Source organism: Streptomyces sp. NPDC026417, from assembly GCF_055567695.1.
The window spans coordinates 118,267-134,303 of sequence record NZ_JBVHPY010000014.1; the positions used below are offsets into that span (position 1 = coordinate 118,267).

The window sequence follows — 16,037 nt, forward strand, 5'->3', positions numbered from 1 at the left end:
CCGATGCATGCGCCGTCCCCGCGCCGGGCGGCGAGCGGTGACCCAAGCCGGGACGGCACGTGCCGGCCATCCGGAGCGCGGCACCCTCGACAAGGCGGCCGACGAGAACTTCCCGGTGGCACCGTTCTTCCTGCCCCGGGCGTGGCGCGACGACCTGATGGCCGTATACGGATTCGCCCGTCTGGTCGACGACATCGGTGACGGCGATCTGGCCCCCGGCGGCGCCGACGCCCGCCTGCTCGGTGTCGCTCCCGGTGACGCCGAGGACCGGCTGCTCCTGCTGGACGCCCTCGAGGCCGACCTCCACCGCGTCTTCGACGCGACGCCCCGTCACCCCCTCCTGCGCAGGCTCCTGCCCACCGTGCGCCGCGCCGGTCTCACCCCCGAGCCCTTCCTCGCCCTGATCGCGGCCAACCGCCAGGACCAGCAGGTCAAGCGGTACGAGACCTACGGCGACCTGCTCGCCTACTGCGAGCTGTCCGCCAACCCGGTCGGCCGCCTCGTCCTCTCCGTCACCGGTACCTCGACCCCCGAGCGGGTGCGCCGCTCCGACGCCGTGTGCACGGCGCTGCAGATCGTCGAGCACCTCCAGGACGTCGCGGAGGACCTGGGCCGCGACCGCATCTACCTGCCCGCCGAGGACATGAAGCGTTTTCACGTCCGGGAGGCGGATCTCGCCGCGCCCACAGCAGGCGCATCGGTGCGCGCACTGGTTGCATACGAAGCAGAACGCGCCTTGCACCTCCTGAATGAAGGCACCCCCCTCGTGGGTAGCGTCCACGGCAGGCTGAGGCTGCTGCTCGCGGGGTTCGTGGCAGGGGGAAGGGCGGCGGTCCGAGCGATCGCCGCCGCCGAATACGACGTACTTCCCGGCCCGCCCAAGCCCGGCAAGCTCCAGTTGCTGCGCGAGGTGGGAGTGACTCTGCGAGGAGAGGGGTGATCCGGAGCGTGGAGTCGGAACAACACGCGTCCGCACCGGTACTCGCCGCTTACAGCTACTGCGAGACAGTGACCGGACAGCAGGCCCGCAATTTCGCGTACGGCATCCGGCTGCTGCCGACGCCGAAGCGCCGCGCGATGTCGGCGCTCTACGCGTTCTCGCGGCGGGTCGACGACATCGGCGACGGCGCACTGGCGCCGGACGTCAAGGCGGCTCGGCTCGAGGACACCCGGGCGCTGCTCACCCGGGTGCGCGAGGGTGCGGTGGAGGAGGACGACACCGACCCCGTGGCGGTGGCGCTCAGCCACACCGCGCAGCACTTCCCGGTTCCGCTCGGCGGCCTCGACGAACTCATCGACGGCGTCCTGATGGACGTCCGCGGGGAGAGCTACGAGACCTGGGACGACCTGAAGGTCTACTGCCGCTGCGTGGCGGGCGCGATCGGACGGCTCTCGCTCGGCGTCTTCGGCACCGAGCCGGGAGCGCGCGGTGCCGAACGCGCGCCCGAGTACGCCGACACGCTCGGGCTGGCGCTGCAGCTCACGAACATCCTGCGGGACGTCCGCGAGGACGCCGAGGGCGGGCGCACCTACCTGCCGGCCGACGACCTCGCGAAGTTCGGCTGCTCGGCCGGGTTCAGCGGACCCACGCCACCGTCCGGCTCCGACTTCGCGGGCCTCGTGCACTTCGAAGTGCGTCGGGCCCGCGCCCTTTTCGCCGAGGGCTACCGGCTGCTGCCGCTGCTCGACCGGCGCAGCGGCGCCTGTGTGGCCGCGATGGCCGGCATCTACCGCCGCCTCCTGGACCGCATCGAGCGCGAGCCCGAGGCGGTGCTGCGCGGGCGGGTCTCGCTGCCGGGACGGGAGAAGGCGTACGTCGCCGTACGCGGACTGTCGGGTCTCGACGCCCGCCATGTGTCCCGTCGTGCCGTCAGGAGGCGGCCCTGATGGACATTCTGGGCCAAGGTGATTCCACAGACGAAAAACGGCACGCAACCCTCCGGCGGCGCGTCGCGTCCCTGACTGCGACGACCGGCAGTGCAGTGTTCAAGCACCGCGCTCCGGTCGCGGGGGAGGGAGCACGATGACCGACGGGACGAGGACCGAGGGGCCGCGGCCCGGCGACCCGGGGTTGCCCGGCGGCGCGAGTGCCGTCGTGGTCGGCGGCGGGCTCGCCGGGATCACGGCAGCCCTCGCGCTCGCCGACGCCGGGGTGCGGGTGACCGTCCTCGAAAGCCGGCCGCGCCTCGGCGGACTCGCCTTCTCCTTCCGGCGCGGCGCACTGACGATCGACAACGGCCAGCACGTGTATCTGCGCTGCTGCACCGCCTACCGCTGGTTCCTCGACCGCATCGACGCCGCCGCCCTCGCGCCGCTGCAGGATCGTCTCGACGTGCCCGTCCTCGACGCCGAGGGCACCCCGGGCCGGCGTCTCGGCCGGATCGGCCGCACGGCCCTGCCCGTCCCGCTGCACCTCGCGAAGAGCCTCGCCACCTACCCCCACCTCTCGCTCGCCGAGCGCGCCGCCGTCGGGCGGGCCGCGCTGGCCCTCAAGAGGCTCGACCCCGCCGACCCCGCACTCGACGCGCAGGACTTCGGCACCTGGCTGGCTCGGCACGGTCAGTCGCAACGGGCCATCGAGGCACTGTGGGACCTCGTGGGGGTCGCCACCCTCAACGCGGTGGCCGGCGACGCGTCGCTCGGACTCGCCGCGATGGTGTTCAAGACCGGTCTGCTGTCCGCTCCGGGTGCGGCCGACATCGGCTGGGCACGCGTTCCGCTGGGCGAACTGCACGACCGGCTCGCCCGCAAGGCACTCGAGTCCGCGGGCGTACGCACCGAGGTCCGGACCCGCGTCACCTCCATCTCCCGGCAGATGGACGGGCGTTGGAGCGTCCAGGTGCCCGGCGAGAGCATCGACGCGGACGCGGTGGTCCTCGCCGTACCGCAGCGTGAGGCCCACGACCTGCTGCCCGGCGGAGCGCTCGACGCCCCCGAGCGGCTGCTCGACATCGGCACGGCACCGATCCTCAACGTCCATGTGGTCTACGACCGCACGGTCCTCCGGCGGCCGTTCTTCGCCGCGATCGGCTCCCCGGTGCAGTGGGTCTTCGACCGCACCGAGGCGTCCGGTCTCACCGACGGCCAGTACCTGGCCCTCTCGCAGTCGGCCGCCCAGGACGAGATCGACGAGCCCGTCGCCGCGCTGCGCGCGCGGTACCTGCCGGAGCTGGAGCGGCTCCTGCCCGGCGCGCGGGCCGCCGAGGTACGGGACTTCTTCGTCACCCGGGAGCGCACGGCGACGTTCGCCCCCACCCCCGGCGTCGGGCGGCTGCGGCCCGGCGCCCGCACCAAGGCACCCGGCCTGTACCTGGCCGGAGCGTGGACCGCCACAGGGTGGCCCGCGACCATGGAGAGCGCGGTCCGCAGCGGCGTCGGTGCGGCGGGCGCCGCGCTGGGCGCCCTGGGCCGGCCCCGCGACCACCTCTTCGAACTCTTCGAGGAGGCGGCGTGAAGCTGGATCTGCACGGGACCGGACCCCGCACCCCCGGTACCGCAACAAGAGGAGAGATTGTGCCCACTGTGCCCCCGGCCGAAGCGGCTGCCGACGCGGTGGACGTGACCGCGCTCCTGGAGCGCGGCCGGACCCTGGCCACCCCCGTGCTGCGGGCGGCCGTCGACCGCCTGGCGCCACCCATGGACACGGTCGCCGCCTACCACTTCGGCTGGATCGACGCCGCGGGCAACCCGGCCGACGGCGACGGCGGCAAGGCCGTGCGCCCCGCCCTCGCCGTGCTGTCCGCCCAGGCCGCCGGCGCCGAGCCCGAGGTGGGCGTGCCGGGCGCGGTGGCCGTCGAGCTGGTGCACAACTTCTCGCTGCTCCACGACGACCTGATGGACGGCGACGAACAGCGCCGGCACCGCGACACCGTCTGGAAGGTGCACGGCCCCGCCCAGGCCATCCTCGTCGGCGACGCCCTGTTCGCCCTGGCCAACGAGATCCTGCTGGAGCTCGGCACCGCCGAAGCCGGCCGGGCCACCCGCCGCCTGACCTCGGCCACCCGGGCCCTGATCGACGGCCAGGCCCAGGACATCTCCTACGAGCACCGCGAGCGGGTCACCGTCGAGGAGTGCCTGGAGATGGAGGGCAACAAGACGGGCGCCCTGCTCGCCTGCGCCTGCTCCATCGGCGCGGTGCTCGGCGGCGCCGACGACCGCACCGCCGACACCCTGGAGACGTACGGCTACCACCTCGGTCTCGCCTTCCAGGCCGTCGACGACCTCCTCGGCATCTGGGGCGACCCGGAGGCCACCGGCAAGCAGACCTGGAGCGACCTGCGCCAGCGCAAGAAGTCGCTGCCGGTGGTGGCCGCGCTCGCCGCGGGCGGCGCCGCCTCCGAGCAGCTCGGGGAGCTGCTCGCGGCCGACGCCAAGAGCAGTGACTTCGAGAGCTTCTCCGAGGAGGAGTTCGCCGCCCGCGCCGCGCTCATCGAGCAGGCCGGCGGCCGGGAGTGGACCGCCCAGGAGGCGCGTCGCCAGCACACCGTCGCCATCGAGGCCCTGGACACCGTCCAGATGCCGGACCAGGTGCGGGCGCAGCTCGTGGCGCTCGCCGACTTCGTCGTCGTACGGAAGAGATGATCACTATCGGTCGAATAAGCCTCGCGTAGTCGCCGGCCGGTGCCGCGGGAGAACGAGCACCGGCCGACGGCGGACCCACAGCAGAGACGATCACTGCACGAAGGGGAAGCCATGACAGCGACGACCGACGGAAGCACCGGGGCCCTGCCGCCCCGCGCTGCCTCGGCCAGCGAAACTCAGCTCGACGCCCCAGAGGCGGCAGGGGTTCAGGATGCCGCCGCGCGCGCGATGCAGCGCGCCACAGACTTCCTGCTCTCGCGGCAGGACGCCCAGGGCTGGTGGAAGGGCGACCTCGAGACGAACGTCACGATGGACGCCGAGGACCTGCTCCTCCGTCAGTTCCTGGGCATCCGCGACGAGCAGACCACGCACGCCGCCGCCTTGTTCATCCGCGGAGAGCAGCGCGAGGACGGCACCTGGGGCACGTTCTACGGCGGCCCGGGCGAACTCTCCACCACCATCGAGGCGTACGTCGCCCTGCGCCTGGCCGGCGACAGCCCCGAGGCGCCGCACATGGCGCAGGCCTCCGCGTGGATCCGGAGCAAGGGCGGGATGGCCTCGGCCCGGGTCTTCACCCGGATCTGGCTCGCCCTCTTCGGCTGGTGGAAGTGGGAGGACCTGCCCGAACTCCCGCCCGAGCTCATCTACTTCCCGAAGTGGATGCCGCTCAACATCTACGACTTCGGGTGCTGGGCACGGCAGACCATCGTGCCGCTCACCATCGTCTCGGCGAAGCGTCCGGTACGGCCCGCGCCGTTCGCGCTCGACGAGCTGCACGTCGACCCCGAGAACCCCTGCCCCGTCGCCCCCTTCGCCCCGATGGCGAGCTGGGACGGAGTCTTCCAGCGCCTCGACCGGGCCCTGCACCTCTACCGCAAGGTCGCTCCGCGCCGGTTGCGCAAGGCCGCGATGAACACGGCCGCGCGCTGGATCATCGAGCGGCAGGAGAACGACGGCTGCTGGGGAGGCATCCAGCCGCCCGCCGTGTACTCCGTCATCGCGCTGCACCTGCTCGGCTACGACCTCGAACACCCGGTCACGCGGGCGGGGCTGGAGTCGCTGGAGCGTTTCACCGTCTGGCGCGAGGACGGGGCCCGGATGGTCGAGGCCTGCCAGTCGCCGGTGTGGGACACCTGCCTGGCGACGATCGCGCTCGCCGACGCGGGCCTGCCCGCCGACCACCCGCAGCTCGTCAGGGCCGCCGACTGGATGCTCGGGGAGGAGATCGTCCGGCCCGGTGACTGGTCCGTGAAACGTCCCGAACTGCCGCCGGGTGGCTGGGCGTTCGAGTTCCACAATGACAACTACCCCGACATCGACGACACCGCGGAGGTCGTCCTCGCGCTGCGCCGGGTGAAGCACCACGACCCGGAGCGGATCGAGAAGGCCATCGGACGCGGTGTGCGCTGGAACCTCGGCATGCAGTCGAGGAACGGGGCGTGGGGCGCGTTCGACGTCGACAACACGAGCGCCTTCCCCAACCGGCTGCCGTTCTGCGACTTCGGGGAGGTCATCGACCCGCCGTCCGCGGACGTCACCGCGCACGTGGTGGAGATGCTCGCCGTGGAAGGACTCGCGCACGATCCGCGCACCCGCCGGGGCATCGAGTGGCTGCTCGCCGAACAGGAGCCGAACGGCGCCTGGTTCGGCCGCTGGGGCGTCAACTACATCTACGGCACGGGCTCGGTGGTCCCGGCACTGGTCGCCGCCGGTCTGCCCGCCTCGCACCCCTCGATCCGCCGGGCCGTGGCCTGGCTGGAGACCGTCCAGAACGACGACGGCGGCTGGGGTGAGGACCTGCGCTCCTACGACGACGCCGCCGAGTGGAGCGGACGCGGCGCCTCGACCGCGTCCCAGACCGGGTGGGCGCTCCTCGCGCTGCTCGCGGCGGGGGAGCGGGAGTCCGGGAGCGTGGAGCGCGCGGTCCGGTGGCTCGCCCGGACCCAGCGCGAGGACGGCTCCTGGGACGAGCCGTACTTCACCGGTACCGGCTTCCCCTGGGACTTCTCGATCAACTACCACCTCTACCGGCAGGTCTTCCCGCTCACCGCGCTCGGCCGCTACGTCCACGGTGAGCCGTTCGCCAAACTCAAGGCGGGTGGATGAGCGCCGCCCCCGCCCCGGCACCGCTGCTGATCGCCTGCGCGCTCGGCATCGAGCACCTCGCCCTGCGCAGCGGCGAGCGGGCGGGCGCCGACGGGCCCGTCACCGTGCTGCGGACGGGCATGGGGCCGAAGGCCGCCGAGCGCGCGGTCGGCAGGGTGCTCGCCGACCCGGCGCTGCGCGGGGCGGCCGTCCTGGCCACCGGGTTCTGCGCCGGCCTCGCCCCCGGCATGCACCCCGGTGACCTGGTCGTCGCCGAGGAGACCCGGGACCCGCGCGGCACCACCCCGTGCGTCGGCACCGATCTCCTCGTCAAGGAACTGACCCGCGCCCTGCCCGGCCGTACCGTCCACCGGGGCCCGCTGAACGGTTCCGACCACGTCGTCCGCGGCCCCGAGCGGCCCGCTCTCGCCGCGACCGGCGCGATCGCGGTCGACATGGAGTCCGCGGCCACGCTCCACAGCGCCGTGCGCACGGGTGCCCGCCCGGTTGCGGCCGTACGGGTGGTGGTGGACGCTCCGGAACATGAACTGGTCCGTATCGGCACGGTCCGCGGTGGAATATCGGCATTCCGCGTTCTTCGTTCGGTACTTCCCGCTTTTTTCGAATGGCACCGTTCTTTGCTGCTCCCACGGAGGTAGAGCCAGATGGCCATGCCGCTTCGTCAGTCCATGAAGGTCGCCGCATATCTCTTTGAACAGAAGCTCAGGAAGCGGGACAAGTTCGCCCTGCTGGTCGAGCTGGAACCGCTCTTCGCGTGCAATCTCGCCTGCGAGGGCTGCGGCAAGATCCAGCATCCTGCCGGGGTGCTCAAGCAGCGCATGCCCGTGGCCCAGGCCGTGGGCGCGGTGCTGGAATCGGGCGCGCCGATGGTGTCGATCGCCGGTGGCGAACCGTTGATGCACCCGCAGATCGACGAGATCGTGCGGCAGCTGGTGGCGAAGAAGAAGTTCGTCTTCCTCTGCACCAACGCGATGCTCCTGCGCAAGAAGATGGACAAGTTCACGCCCTCGCCCTATTTCGCGTGGGCCGTGCACATCGACGGGCTGCGCGAGCGGCACGACGCGTCGGTGGCGAAGGAGGGTGTCTTCGACGAGGCCGTCGAGGCCATCAAGGAGGCCAAGCGCCGCGGCTTCCGGGTCACCACCAACTCGACGTTCTTCAACACGGACACCCCGCAGACCATCGTCGAGGTACTGAACTACCTCAACGACGACCTGAAGGTGGACGAGATGATGCTCTCGCCCGCCTACGCGTACGAGAAGGCCCCCGACCAGGAGCACTTCCTGGGCGTCCAGCAGACCCGGGAACTGTTCAAGAAGGCCTTCGCCGGCGGCAACCGCCGCCGCTGGCGGCTCAACCAGAGTCCGCTCTTCCTGGACTTCCTGGAGGGCAAGGTCGACTTCCCGTGCACCGCGTGGGCGATCCCGAGCTACTCGCTCTTCGGCTGGCAGCGGCCCTGCTACCTGATGAGCGACGGCTACGTGCAGACGTACAAGCAGCTTCTGGAGGAGACCGACTGGGACTCCTACGGCCGCGGCAAGGACGACCGGTGCGCGAACTGCATGGCGCACTGCGGCTACGAGCCGACCGCCGTCCTGGCGACCATGGGATCCCTCAGGGAATCGATCCGCGCCGCCCGGGAGACCTTCACGGAAAGCCGGGGCTGACGTCATGACCGCCGTTTCCCTGGGCCTCCCGGAGGTACCGGTCCGGCCGATCGCCGAACGCCGCGTCTCGCTGCGGATCCAGGTCGGGACGGTGGCCGTGGGTGGGGACGCACCCGTCTCGGTGCAGTCGATGACGACGACGCGTACGTCGGACATCGGGGCGACGCTGCAGCAGATCGCGGAGCTGACGGCGTCGGGGTGCCAGATCGTGCGGGTGGCGTGTCCGACGCAGGACGACGCGGACGCGCTGGCGACGATCGCCCGCAAGTCGCAGATCCCGGTGATCGCGGACATCCACTTCCAGCCGAAGTACGTGTTCGCGGCGATCGAGGCGGGTTGTGCGGCGGTGCGGGTGAATCCGGGCAACATCAAGCAGTTCGACGATCAGGTGAAGGAGATCGCGCGGGCCGCTAAGGACACCGGCACGCCGATCCGTATCGGCGTCAATGCCGGTTCGCTGGACAAGCGGCTGCTGCAGAAGTACGGCAAGGCCACTCCCGAGGCGCTGGTGGAGTCCGCGCTGTGGGAGGCGTCCCTGTTCGAGGAGCACGACTTCCGGGACATCAAGATCTCGGTCAAGCACAACGACCCGGTCGTGATGGTCAATGCCTACCGGCAGCTCGCCGCGGCGTGCGACTACCCGTTGCACCTCGGTGTCACCGAGGCCGGTCCGGCGTTCCAGGGCACCATCAAGTCGGCGGTCGCCTTCGGCGCGCTGCTCTCCGAGGGCATCGGCGACACCATCCGGGTGTCGTTGAGCGCCCCGCCGGCCGAGGAGGTCAAGGTCGGCATCCAGATCCTGGAGTCGCTGGGCCTGCGTCAGCGCGGCCTGGAGATCGTCTCCTGCCCGTCCTGCGGGCGCGCCCAGGTCGACGTGTACAAGCTCGCCGAAGAGGTCACGGCCGGTCTGGAGGGCATGGAGGTCCCGCTGCGCGTCGCCGTCATGGGCTGCGTCGTGAACGGTCCCGGAGAGGCGCGGGAGGCGGATCTGGGGGTCGCCTCCGGCAACGGCAAGGGCCAGATCTTCGTGAAGGGCGAGGTCATCAAGACCGTCCCCGAGTCGAAGATCGTCGAGACCCTCATCGAAGAGGCGATGAAGCTCGCCGAGCAGATGGAGCAGGACGGCGTCGCACCGGACGCCCCCGCCGTCACGGGGACACCCGCGGTGACGGTGATCTGAAGAACGCATGGACCGAGAGGGGGCCCGAGCGTGACGATTCTGGAGAGCATCCGGGGACCACGCGACCTGAAGGCGCTGTCCGAGGCGCAGGCCGGCGAACTGGCCACGGAGATACGCGAGTTCCTGGTGCACGCGGTCGCGAGGACCGGCGGTCACCTCGGGCCCAATCTGGGGGTGGTGGAACTGTCCATCGCCCTGCACCGGGTCTTCGAGTCGCCCGTCGACCGCATCCTGTGGGACACCGGCCATCAGAGCTATGTGCACAAGCTGCTCACCGGCCGCCAGGACTTCTCCAAGCTGCGCGGCAAGGGCGGCCTCTCCGGCTACCCCTCGCGCGAGGAGTCCGAGCACGACGTCATCGAGAACAGTCATGCCTCGACCGTGCTGGGCTGGGCGGACGGCCTGGCCAAGGCGCGCGAGGTGCGCGGCGGAAGCGGCCACGTCGTCGCGGTCATCGGGGACGGCGCCCTGACCGGCGGGATGGCGTGGGAGGCGCTCAACAACATCGCCGCCGCCAAGGACCGCCCGCTGATCATCGTGGTCAACGACAACGAGCGCTCGTACGCACCGACCATCGGCGGGCTCGCCAACCACCTCGCCACCCTGCGCACGACCGACGGCTACGAGAAGGCGCTGGCCTGGGGGAAGGACGTCCTGCTGCGGACGCCCGTCGTCGGGAACACCTTGTACGAGTCGCTGCACGGCGCGAAGAAGGGGTTCAAGGACGCGTTCGCGCCGCAGGGCATGTTCGAGGATCTCGGGCTCAAGTACGTCGGGCCGATCGACGGCCACGACATGCCCGCCGTGGAGTCCGCGCTGCGGCGGGCCAAGGGCTTCCACGGGCCGGTCCTCATCCACTGCCTGACCGAGAAGGGCCGCGGCTTCGAGCCCGCGCTCGCGCACGAGGAGGACCGTTTCCACACGGTCGGCGTGATGGACCCGCTCACCTGCGAGTCCCTGGCGCCTGCCAACGGCCCCTCCTGGACCTCCGTGTTCGGTGAGGAGATCGTCCGGATCGGGGAGGAGCGCGAGGACGTCGTGGCGATCACCGCGGCCATGCTCCACCCGGTGGGGCTCGGCAGGTTCGCCGAGCGGTTCCCCGAGCGGGTGTGGGACGTCGGCATCGCCGAGCAGCACGCCGCGGTGTCCGCGGCGGGGCTGGCCACGGGCGGGCTGCATCCCGTCGTCGCCGTCTACGCGACCTTCCTGAACCGCGCCTTCGACCAGTTGCTGATGGACGTCGCGCTGCACCGGTGCGGAGTGACGTTCGTGCTGGACCGGGCCGGCGTCACCGGTGTGGACGGCGCCTCGCACAACGGCATGTGGGACATGTCGATCCTCCAGGTGGTGCCCGGACTCAGGATCGCGGCCCCGCGCGACGCCGACCAGCTGCGGGCCCAGCTGCGCGAGGCGGTCGCCGTGGACGACGCCCCCACGCTCGTCCGGTTCCCCAAGGAGTCGGTCGGCCCGTCCCTCCCCGCGCTCGGCCGGATCGGCGGCATGGACGTCCTGCACCGCGCCGACCGGTCCGAGGTGCTGCTGGTCGCCGTCGGCGTGATGGCGCCGGTGTGCCTGCAGGCCGCCGAGCTGCTGGAGGCCCGCGGGATCGGCTGCACCGTCGTCGACCCGCGCTGGGTCAAGCCGGTCGACGACGCCCTGCCCGGTCTCGCCGCGGCACACCGCCTCGTGGCCGTCGTCGAGGACAACAGCAGGGCGTCCGGTGTCGGAGGCGCCGTCGCCCTCGCGCTCGGCGACGCCGAAGTCGACGTCCCCGTACGGAGGTTCGGCATCCCGGAGCAGTTCCTCGCGCACGCCAAGCGCGGCGAGGTGCTCGCGGACATCGGACTCACGCCCGTCGAGATCGCCGGGCGGATCAGCGCCGGCCTGGCGGCGAAGGACCAGTTCGCCAAGGAGAAACAGGAATGACCATCCCTTCAGGGACGGCTCCCTCGGAGGAGCCCGTCACCGGGAAGCCGCTGTCGGACGCGTCCCCTTCCCGGACGACCCGCCCCGGGGAACCCCCCTCCGGGGGGCCGGAGTTCGATCTCGGCGCTCTCCTGGCCGAGCGCGGAGCCGAGCGCTACGAGCTGCACGCCAAGCACCTCAACCACCAGCTCCCGCGCATGCTGCACACCATCGGTTTCGACAAGGTCTACGAGCGGGCCGAGGGCGCCCACTTCTGGGACGCGGACGGCAACGACCACCTGGACATGCTCGCCGGATTCGGGGTGATGGGCCTCGGCCGCCACCACCCCGTCGTCCGCAAGGCACTGCACGACGTCCTGGACGCCTCGCTCGCCGACCTCACCCGCTTCGACTGCCAGCCGCTGCCGGGCCTGCTCGCCGAGAAGCTGCTCACCCACAGCCCGCACCTGGACCGGGTGTTCTTCGGCAACAGCGGCACCGAGGCCGTCGAGACGGCCCTCAAATTCGCCCGCTACGCGACCGGCAGGCCGCGCGTCCTGTACTGCTCGCACGCCTTCCACGGGCTCACCACCGGCTCGCTCTCCGTGAACGGCGAGAACTGCTTCCGGGACGGCTTCGCGCCCCTGCTGCCCGACACGGCGGTGCCGCTCGGGGATCTCGACGCGCTGGCGCGGGAGCTGAAGAAGGGCGACGTCGCCGCCCTGATCGTCGAACCGATCCAGGGCAAGGGCGTCCTGGAGGCCCCGCCCGGCTATCTGCTCGCCGCCCAGGAGCTGCTGCGCAAGCACAAGGCGCTCCTCATCGCCGACGAGGTGCAGACCGGGCTCGGGCGGACCGGCGACTTCTACGCCTACCAGCACGAGGCGGGGGTGGAGCCGGACCTGGTCTGCGTGGCGAAGGCGCTGTCGGGCGGTTACGTGCCGGTCGGGGCCACGCTCGGCAGGGACTGGATCTTCAAGAAGGTCTACTCGTCGATGGACCGCGTCCTCGTCCACTCGGCGAGCTTCGGCTCCAACGCCCAGGCCATGGCAGCCGGGCTGGCCGTGCTCTCCGTGCTGGAGAACGAGCAGGTCGTCGCCAACGCCCGCGCCACCGGGGAGCAGCTCAAGTCCCGGCTCTCGGCGCTCATCGACCGGTACGAGCTGCTCAGCGACGTACGCGGCCGGGGCCTGATGATCGGCATCGAGTTCGGCCGGCCGCAGTCGCTCAAACTGCGCAGCCGCTGGGCGATGCTGCAGGCGGCGCGCAAGGGGCTCTTCGCGCAGATGGTGGTCGTGCCCCTGCTGCAGAGGCATCGCATCCTGACCCAGGTGTCCGGGGACCACCTGGAGGTGATCAAGCTGATCCCGCCGCTGATCATCGGGGAGCGGGACGTGGACCGGTTCGTGGAGGCCTTCACCGCCGTGATGGACGACGCGCACAGCGGGGGCGGACTGATGTGGGACTTCGGCAGGACCCTGGTGAAGCAGGCGGTCGCCCACCGCTGAGCCCTTTTGCCTCCGGGGCAACAAGTTTGCCCTGGAGGCAAGACCTGGGGCTCAATGGAGAACATGAGTCCTACCGAGGGTACCCACCCTCCCGAACCGGGGGACGAGCTGCCCGCCGTCGCCCCTCAGCTGCGCGCGCTGCGCCGTCGCGCCTCCCTGACCCTGGAGGCGGCCTCGCGCGCCGCCGGGCTCTCGCCCGCGCACCTCTCGCGGCTGGAGACCGGTCAGCGCCAGCCGTCGCTGCCGATGCTGCTCGCGCTGGCCCGCATCTACGGGACCACCGTCTCGGAGCTGCTCGGGGAGACCGTCGCCGAACGGGACGCCGTGATGCGCGCCGCCGACCTGGAGCCCAGTACCGCGGGCGGCTGGACCTACTGGCAGGCCGGCGCCCCGGGCCGCGGGATGCAGGCACTGCGCGTACACGTCCCGTACGGAGCGCAGGGCGATGTCGTGCGCGTCCACCCCGGCGAGGAGTGGCTGTACGTCCTCACCGGGCGGCTGCGCCTGCGCCTCGGGGACACCGTGCACGTCCTCGCACCGGGCGACAGCGCTCACTTCGACTCGCTCACCCCGCACCGCCTCGCCGCCGCCGACCACGACGGCGCCGAGCTGCTCTTCGTCCACACACTGCTGCAGAGCCCCACCGCGGCCCTGTGCCTCGGCCCGCGGACGGGCCACGAGACCCCGGGAGAAACGTCATGAACGAACCCACCGAGCCCGGAAACCGGCGGTCGATGGAGGAGAAGTTCCCCCGCGGGCTCTGGGTGCGGCTCATCATCTACGTGGCCGTCGGCCATCTGTTCGCGGCCTTCGTCTATCTGCTCTTCACGCTGGGCGCGCAGAACCAGTGACGGCCGGGTCCGGCCCCCTCGGCCGCCGTCAGTCGATCAGGCGGTCGCGCAGCCGCTCCCGCAACTCCGGGGTGACCCGCAGGCCCTGCTCCAGATAGGGGTCGACGCCGCCCCAGATCTCCTCGATCGTCTCGAAGGCCGCCGTCAGGTACTCGGCGCGCGCGTCGAAGAGGGGGCTCAGCAGCTCCATCACCTCGGGGGAGTACGCGGAGGCGGCGGAGCTGTTGCGGTGGACCTTGTAGCGGCGATGCGTGGCGTTCGACTCCAGGTAGTCGGCGAGGATCGCGTCGCGCTCGACGCCGACGGCCAGCAGCGTCACGGCTATCGACAGGCCGGCTCGGTCCTTGCCCGCCGCGCAGTGCATCAGGGCGGGCACGCTGTCCTCGGCCAGGGCGTGCAGCACGTGGGAGTGCTCGGCGGTCCGCTCCTTGATGATCATGCGGTAGGAGCCGATCATCCGGTTCGCGGCCTTGCCGTCCGAGAGGATCGCGCGCAGCTGGTCCAGGTCGCCGTCGCGGACCATTTTCCAGAACTCGGCGCCGTCCGCCGGGTCGGTCAGCGGGAGGTTCACGTTCCGCACGCCCGGCAGCTCGACGTCGGGCCCCTCCAGCTTCTGGTCCGCGGCATTGCGGAAGTCGAAGACCGTGTGCAGACCGAGCGAGGCGAGGAACGCGGTGTCCTCACCGGTCGCGTGCGCGAGGTGGCCGCTGCGGAACAGCCGCCCGTGCCGCACTCGCCGTCCGTCCGTGGTGGGCAGGCCGCCCACGTCACGGAAGTTGCGCACTCCGGCCAGCTGGGGCTCGGTCGACGGGACCTGCTGCGTCACGGGGGCTCCTCCCATTCGTCCGCCGGCGCTGCTCTTCTTCGCCCGCCGACGGGATGCGCTCTCGACGATACGACATGGGTTCCTGGGGCAATGAGTTGTCCACAGGCGTCCCTCCGGGGGCGGCGGCCCGTGACGACCCGAGCGAAGGTTGCCCGGGCCGAACCCGGTAAGACGTCGCTCACCGGGGCCGTCGGGCCGCGTTGCGACCTCCCGCGCCCGCGGGAGGCGACCCAGGCAGATGGAGGAGTGACAGGTGAAGGGCTTCCGCGGATTCATCCTGCGCGGCAATGTGGTCGACCTGGCGGTCGGCATCGTCATCGGGGCGGCCTTCACCGCCGTGGTGAACGGCTTCGTACGGGCCTTCCTCACCCCGCTGGTCGGGCTGGCGTCCGGCATCACCGGTGACCTCAGCCGCAAGAACTTCACGGCGGGCGGGACCGACTTCCCCTACGGCGAGTTCATCAATGCCACGATCAGCTTTCTGCTGGTGGCCACGGCCCTGTACTTCCTCGTCGTGCTGCCCGTGAACAAGCTGCACCAGCGCTTCGCACCGAGCCACGACGTGCAGGCGCCCAAGCGCGAGTGCCCCGAGTGCCTCAGCCCCGTGCCGACCGAGGCCCGCCGCTGCGCCTCCTGTACGAGTCCGCTGCCCGTCCTCCCCGCGCAGGCGACCGCGGAGGCGGAGTCGGGCACCGTCCCGGCGCGCCAGGAGCGATGACACCGCGGTCTGCTCGGGACCGGTGAAGCCGGTGGTGTTCGGGCACCGGGTGCTCCGGGTCCGGGAGTGCCGCCCCGGCTGTCCCGGACCGGCAGGGCCGCTGCCCGTTACGAGCGGTCCCTGGCGGGAAGTCGCAGGCCATGAACGTACCTGCGGCCTTTCGTGAACGTGATCACCGGTTGACGCGGCGGGTGGCCGCGTGGCGGTCGGACTGCGCGCGGCGCATGCTGCCCGCGGTGGAGAGCGCCGCCGAGAACACCAAGCTCTGGTGGGGCGCCGCCGCGGTCCTGACGGTGATCGGCGGGCGAGCCCGCCGAGGGGCGGCCGCGGGGCTGGTGAGCATGGCCGTCGCGGAGCTGGTGTCCAACGGCGTGCTCAAGCAGGTCTGCGGGCGGCACCGGCCGCCGAAGGAATGGATCGCGCACGAGGACGTCCACGACCGGCCCGACTCGTCCTCCTTCCCCTCCGGGCACACCGCCGCGGGTGTGGGGTTCGCCGCGGCGGTGGCCGCCGTGTCGCCCTGGGCGGGCGCGGTGTGCGCGGTACCGGCCGTGCTGGTGGCCGTCGAGCGCGTACACACCGGCGCGCACTACCCCTCCGACGTCGCCGCGGGGGCGGCCATCGGCCTTGCCGCGGCCGCGCTGGTGCACCGGGGGACCCGTCCCGTACTGCGGCTGCTGCCGTGACGGGGGCCC

Annotated in this window: 16 protein-coding genes; 15 read left to right on the forward strand and 1 reads right to left on the reverse strand. The window is 71.6% G+C overall.

The window, feature by feature from the left end:
• The first annotated feature begins 37 nt into the window (after window positions 1-37).
• The 13 genes from hpnC to ACZ4NT_RS22515 all read left to right on the forward strand — a co-directional run bounded on the left by hpnC (window position 38) and on the right by ACZ4NT_RS22515 (window position 13,798).
• Window positions 38-940 (forward strand): squalene synthase HpnC, encoded by a 903-nt coding sequence (hpnC, locus tag ACZ4NT_RS22455; RefSeq protein ID WP_121407580.1) that lies wholly within the window; start codon window positions 38-40, stop codon window positions 938-940.
• Window positions 937-1,887 (forward strand): presqualene diphosphate synthase HpnD, encoded by a 951-nt coding sequence (hpnD, locus tag ACZ4NT_RS22460; RefSeq protein ID WP_467727152.1) that lies wholly within the window; start codon window positions 937-939, stop codon window positions 1,885-1,887. Before hpnC ends, hpnD begins: the two co-directional genes overlap by 4 nt.
• Window positions 1,887-2,027 (forward strand): DUF6380 family protein, encoded by a 141-nt coding sequence (locus ACZ4NT_RS22465; RefSeq protein WP_467727154.1) that lies wholly within the window; start codon window positions 1,887-1,889, stop codon window positions 2,025-2,027. Before hpnD ends, ACZ4NT_RS22465 begins: the two co-directional genes overlap by 1 nt.
• Entirely contained in the window at window positions 2,024-3,454 is a 1,431-nt protein-coding gene (gene hpnE / locus ACZ4NT_RS22470; RefSeq protein WP_467727155.1) for a hydroxysqualene dehydroxylase HpnE, read from the forward strand. The genes ACZ4NT_RS22465 and hpnE overlap by 4 nt, the downstream gene beginning before the upstream one ends.
• The gene (locus ACZ4NT_RS22475) at window positions 3,451-4,581 is read left to right on the forward strand and encodes a polyprenyl synthetase family protein (protein WP_121407256.1); all 1,131 of its coding nucleotides are present in this window, start codon (window positions 3,451-3,453) and stop codon (window positions 4,579-4,581) included. The genes hpnE and ACZ4NT_RS22475 overlap by 4 nt, the downstream gene beginning before the upstream one ends.
• Window positions 4,582-4,692: 111 nt before the next feature.
• The gene (gene shc / locus ACZ4NT_RS22480; RefSeq protein ID WP_467727157.1) at window positions 4,693-6,687 is read left to right on the forward strand and encodes a squalene--hopene cyclase; all 1,995 of its coding nucleotides are present in this window, start codon (window positions 4,693-4,695) and stop codon (window positions 6,685-6,687) included.
• Window positions 6,684-7,325, forward strand: coding sequence for a phosphorylase family protein (locus ACZ4NT_RS22485; RefSeq protein WP_121407258.1), 642 nt, complete (start codon window positions 6,684-6,686; stop codon window positions 7,323-7,325). Before shc ends, ACZ4NT_RS22485 begins: the two co-directional genes overlap by 4 nt.
• Before the next feature lie 6 nt (window positions 7,326-7,331).
• Window positions 7,332-8,354, forward strand: a complete 1,023-nt coding sequence (gene hpnH / locus ACZ4NT_RS22490) for an adenosyl-hopene transferase HpnH (protein WP_467727159.1) — start codon at window positions 7,332-7,334, stop codon at window positions 8,352-8,354.
• A gap of 4 nt (window positions 8,355-8,358) precedes the next feature.
• Window positions 8,359-9,534 carry a flavodoxin-dependent (E)-4-hydroxy-3-methylbut-2-enyl-diphosphate synthase gene (gene ispG / locus ACZ4NT_RS22495; protein WP_467727161.1) on the forward strand — a complete coding sequence of 392 codons (1,176 nt, stop codon included), beginning with the start codon at window positions 8,359-8,361 and terminating at the stop codon, window positions 9,532-9,534.
• A gap of 30 nt (window positions 9,535-9,564) precedes the next feature.
• Window positions 9,565-11,460: a 1-deoxy-D-xylulose-5-phosphate synthase gene (gene dxs / locus ACZ4NT_RS22500; RefSeq protein ID WP_121407261.1), complete on the forward strand. Its 1,896-nt coding sequence runs from the start codon at window positions 9,565-9,567 to the stop codon at window positions 11,458-11,460.
• Window positions 11,457-12,947 (forward strand): aspartate aminotransferase family protein, encoded by a 1,491-nt coding sequence (locus ACZ4NT_RS22505; protein WP_467727164.1) that lies wholly within the window; start codon window positions 11,457-11,459, stop codon window positions 12,945-12,947. The genes dxs and ACZ4NT_RS22505 overlap by 4 nt, the downstream gene beginning before the upstream one ends.
• A gap of 63 nt (window positions 12,948-13,010) precedes the next feature.
• On the forward strand, window positions 13,011-13,649 hold the full coding sequence (locus ACZ4NT_RS22510; RefSeq protein WP_121407582.1) for a helix-turn-helix domain-containing protein: 639 nt from the start codon (window positions 13,011-13,013) through the stop codon (window positions 13,647-13,649).
• A 32-nt stretch (window positions 13,650-13,681) separates the two neighbouring features.
• Window positions 13,682-13,798 carry a DUF6126 family protein gene (locus ACZ4NT_RS22515; RefSeq protein ID WP_183117122.1) on the forward strand — a complete coding sequence of 39 codons (117 nt, stop codon included), beginning with the start codon at window positions 13,682-13,684 and terminating at the stop codon, window positions 13,796-13,798.
• A gap of 28 nt (window positions 13,799-13,826) precedes the next feature.
• On the opposite strand, the gene ACZ4NT_RS22520 is transcribed toward ACZ4NT_RS22515, so the two are convergent.
• Window positions 13,827-14,624 (reverse strand): tyrosine-protein phosphatase, encoded by a 798-nt coding sequence (locus ACZ4NT_RS22520; protein ID WP_121407263.1) that lies wholly within the window; start codon window positions 14,622-14,624, stop codon window positions 13,827-13,829.
• 253 nt (window positions 14,625-14,877) lie between these two features.
• Between ACZ4NT_RS22520 and mscL the strand changes: the two genes are divergently transcribed.
• Window positions 14,878-15,342 (forward strand): large conductance mechanosensitive channel protein MscL, encoded by a 465-nt coding sequence (mscL, locus tag ACZ4NT_RS22525; RefSeq protein WP_121407264.1) that lies wholly within the window; start codon window positions 14,878-14,880, stop codon window positions 15,340-15,342.
• A 140-nt stretch (window positions 15,343-15,482) separates the two neighbouring features.
• Entirely contained in the window at window positions 15,483-16,028 is a 546-nt protein-coding gene (locus ACZ4NT_RS22530; RefSeq protein ID WP_467727167.1) for a phosphatase PAP2 family protein, read from the forward strand.
• The last annotated feature ends 9 nt before the right edge of the window (window positions 16,029-16,037 follow it).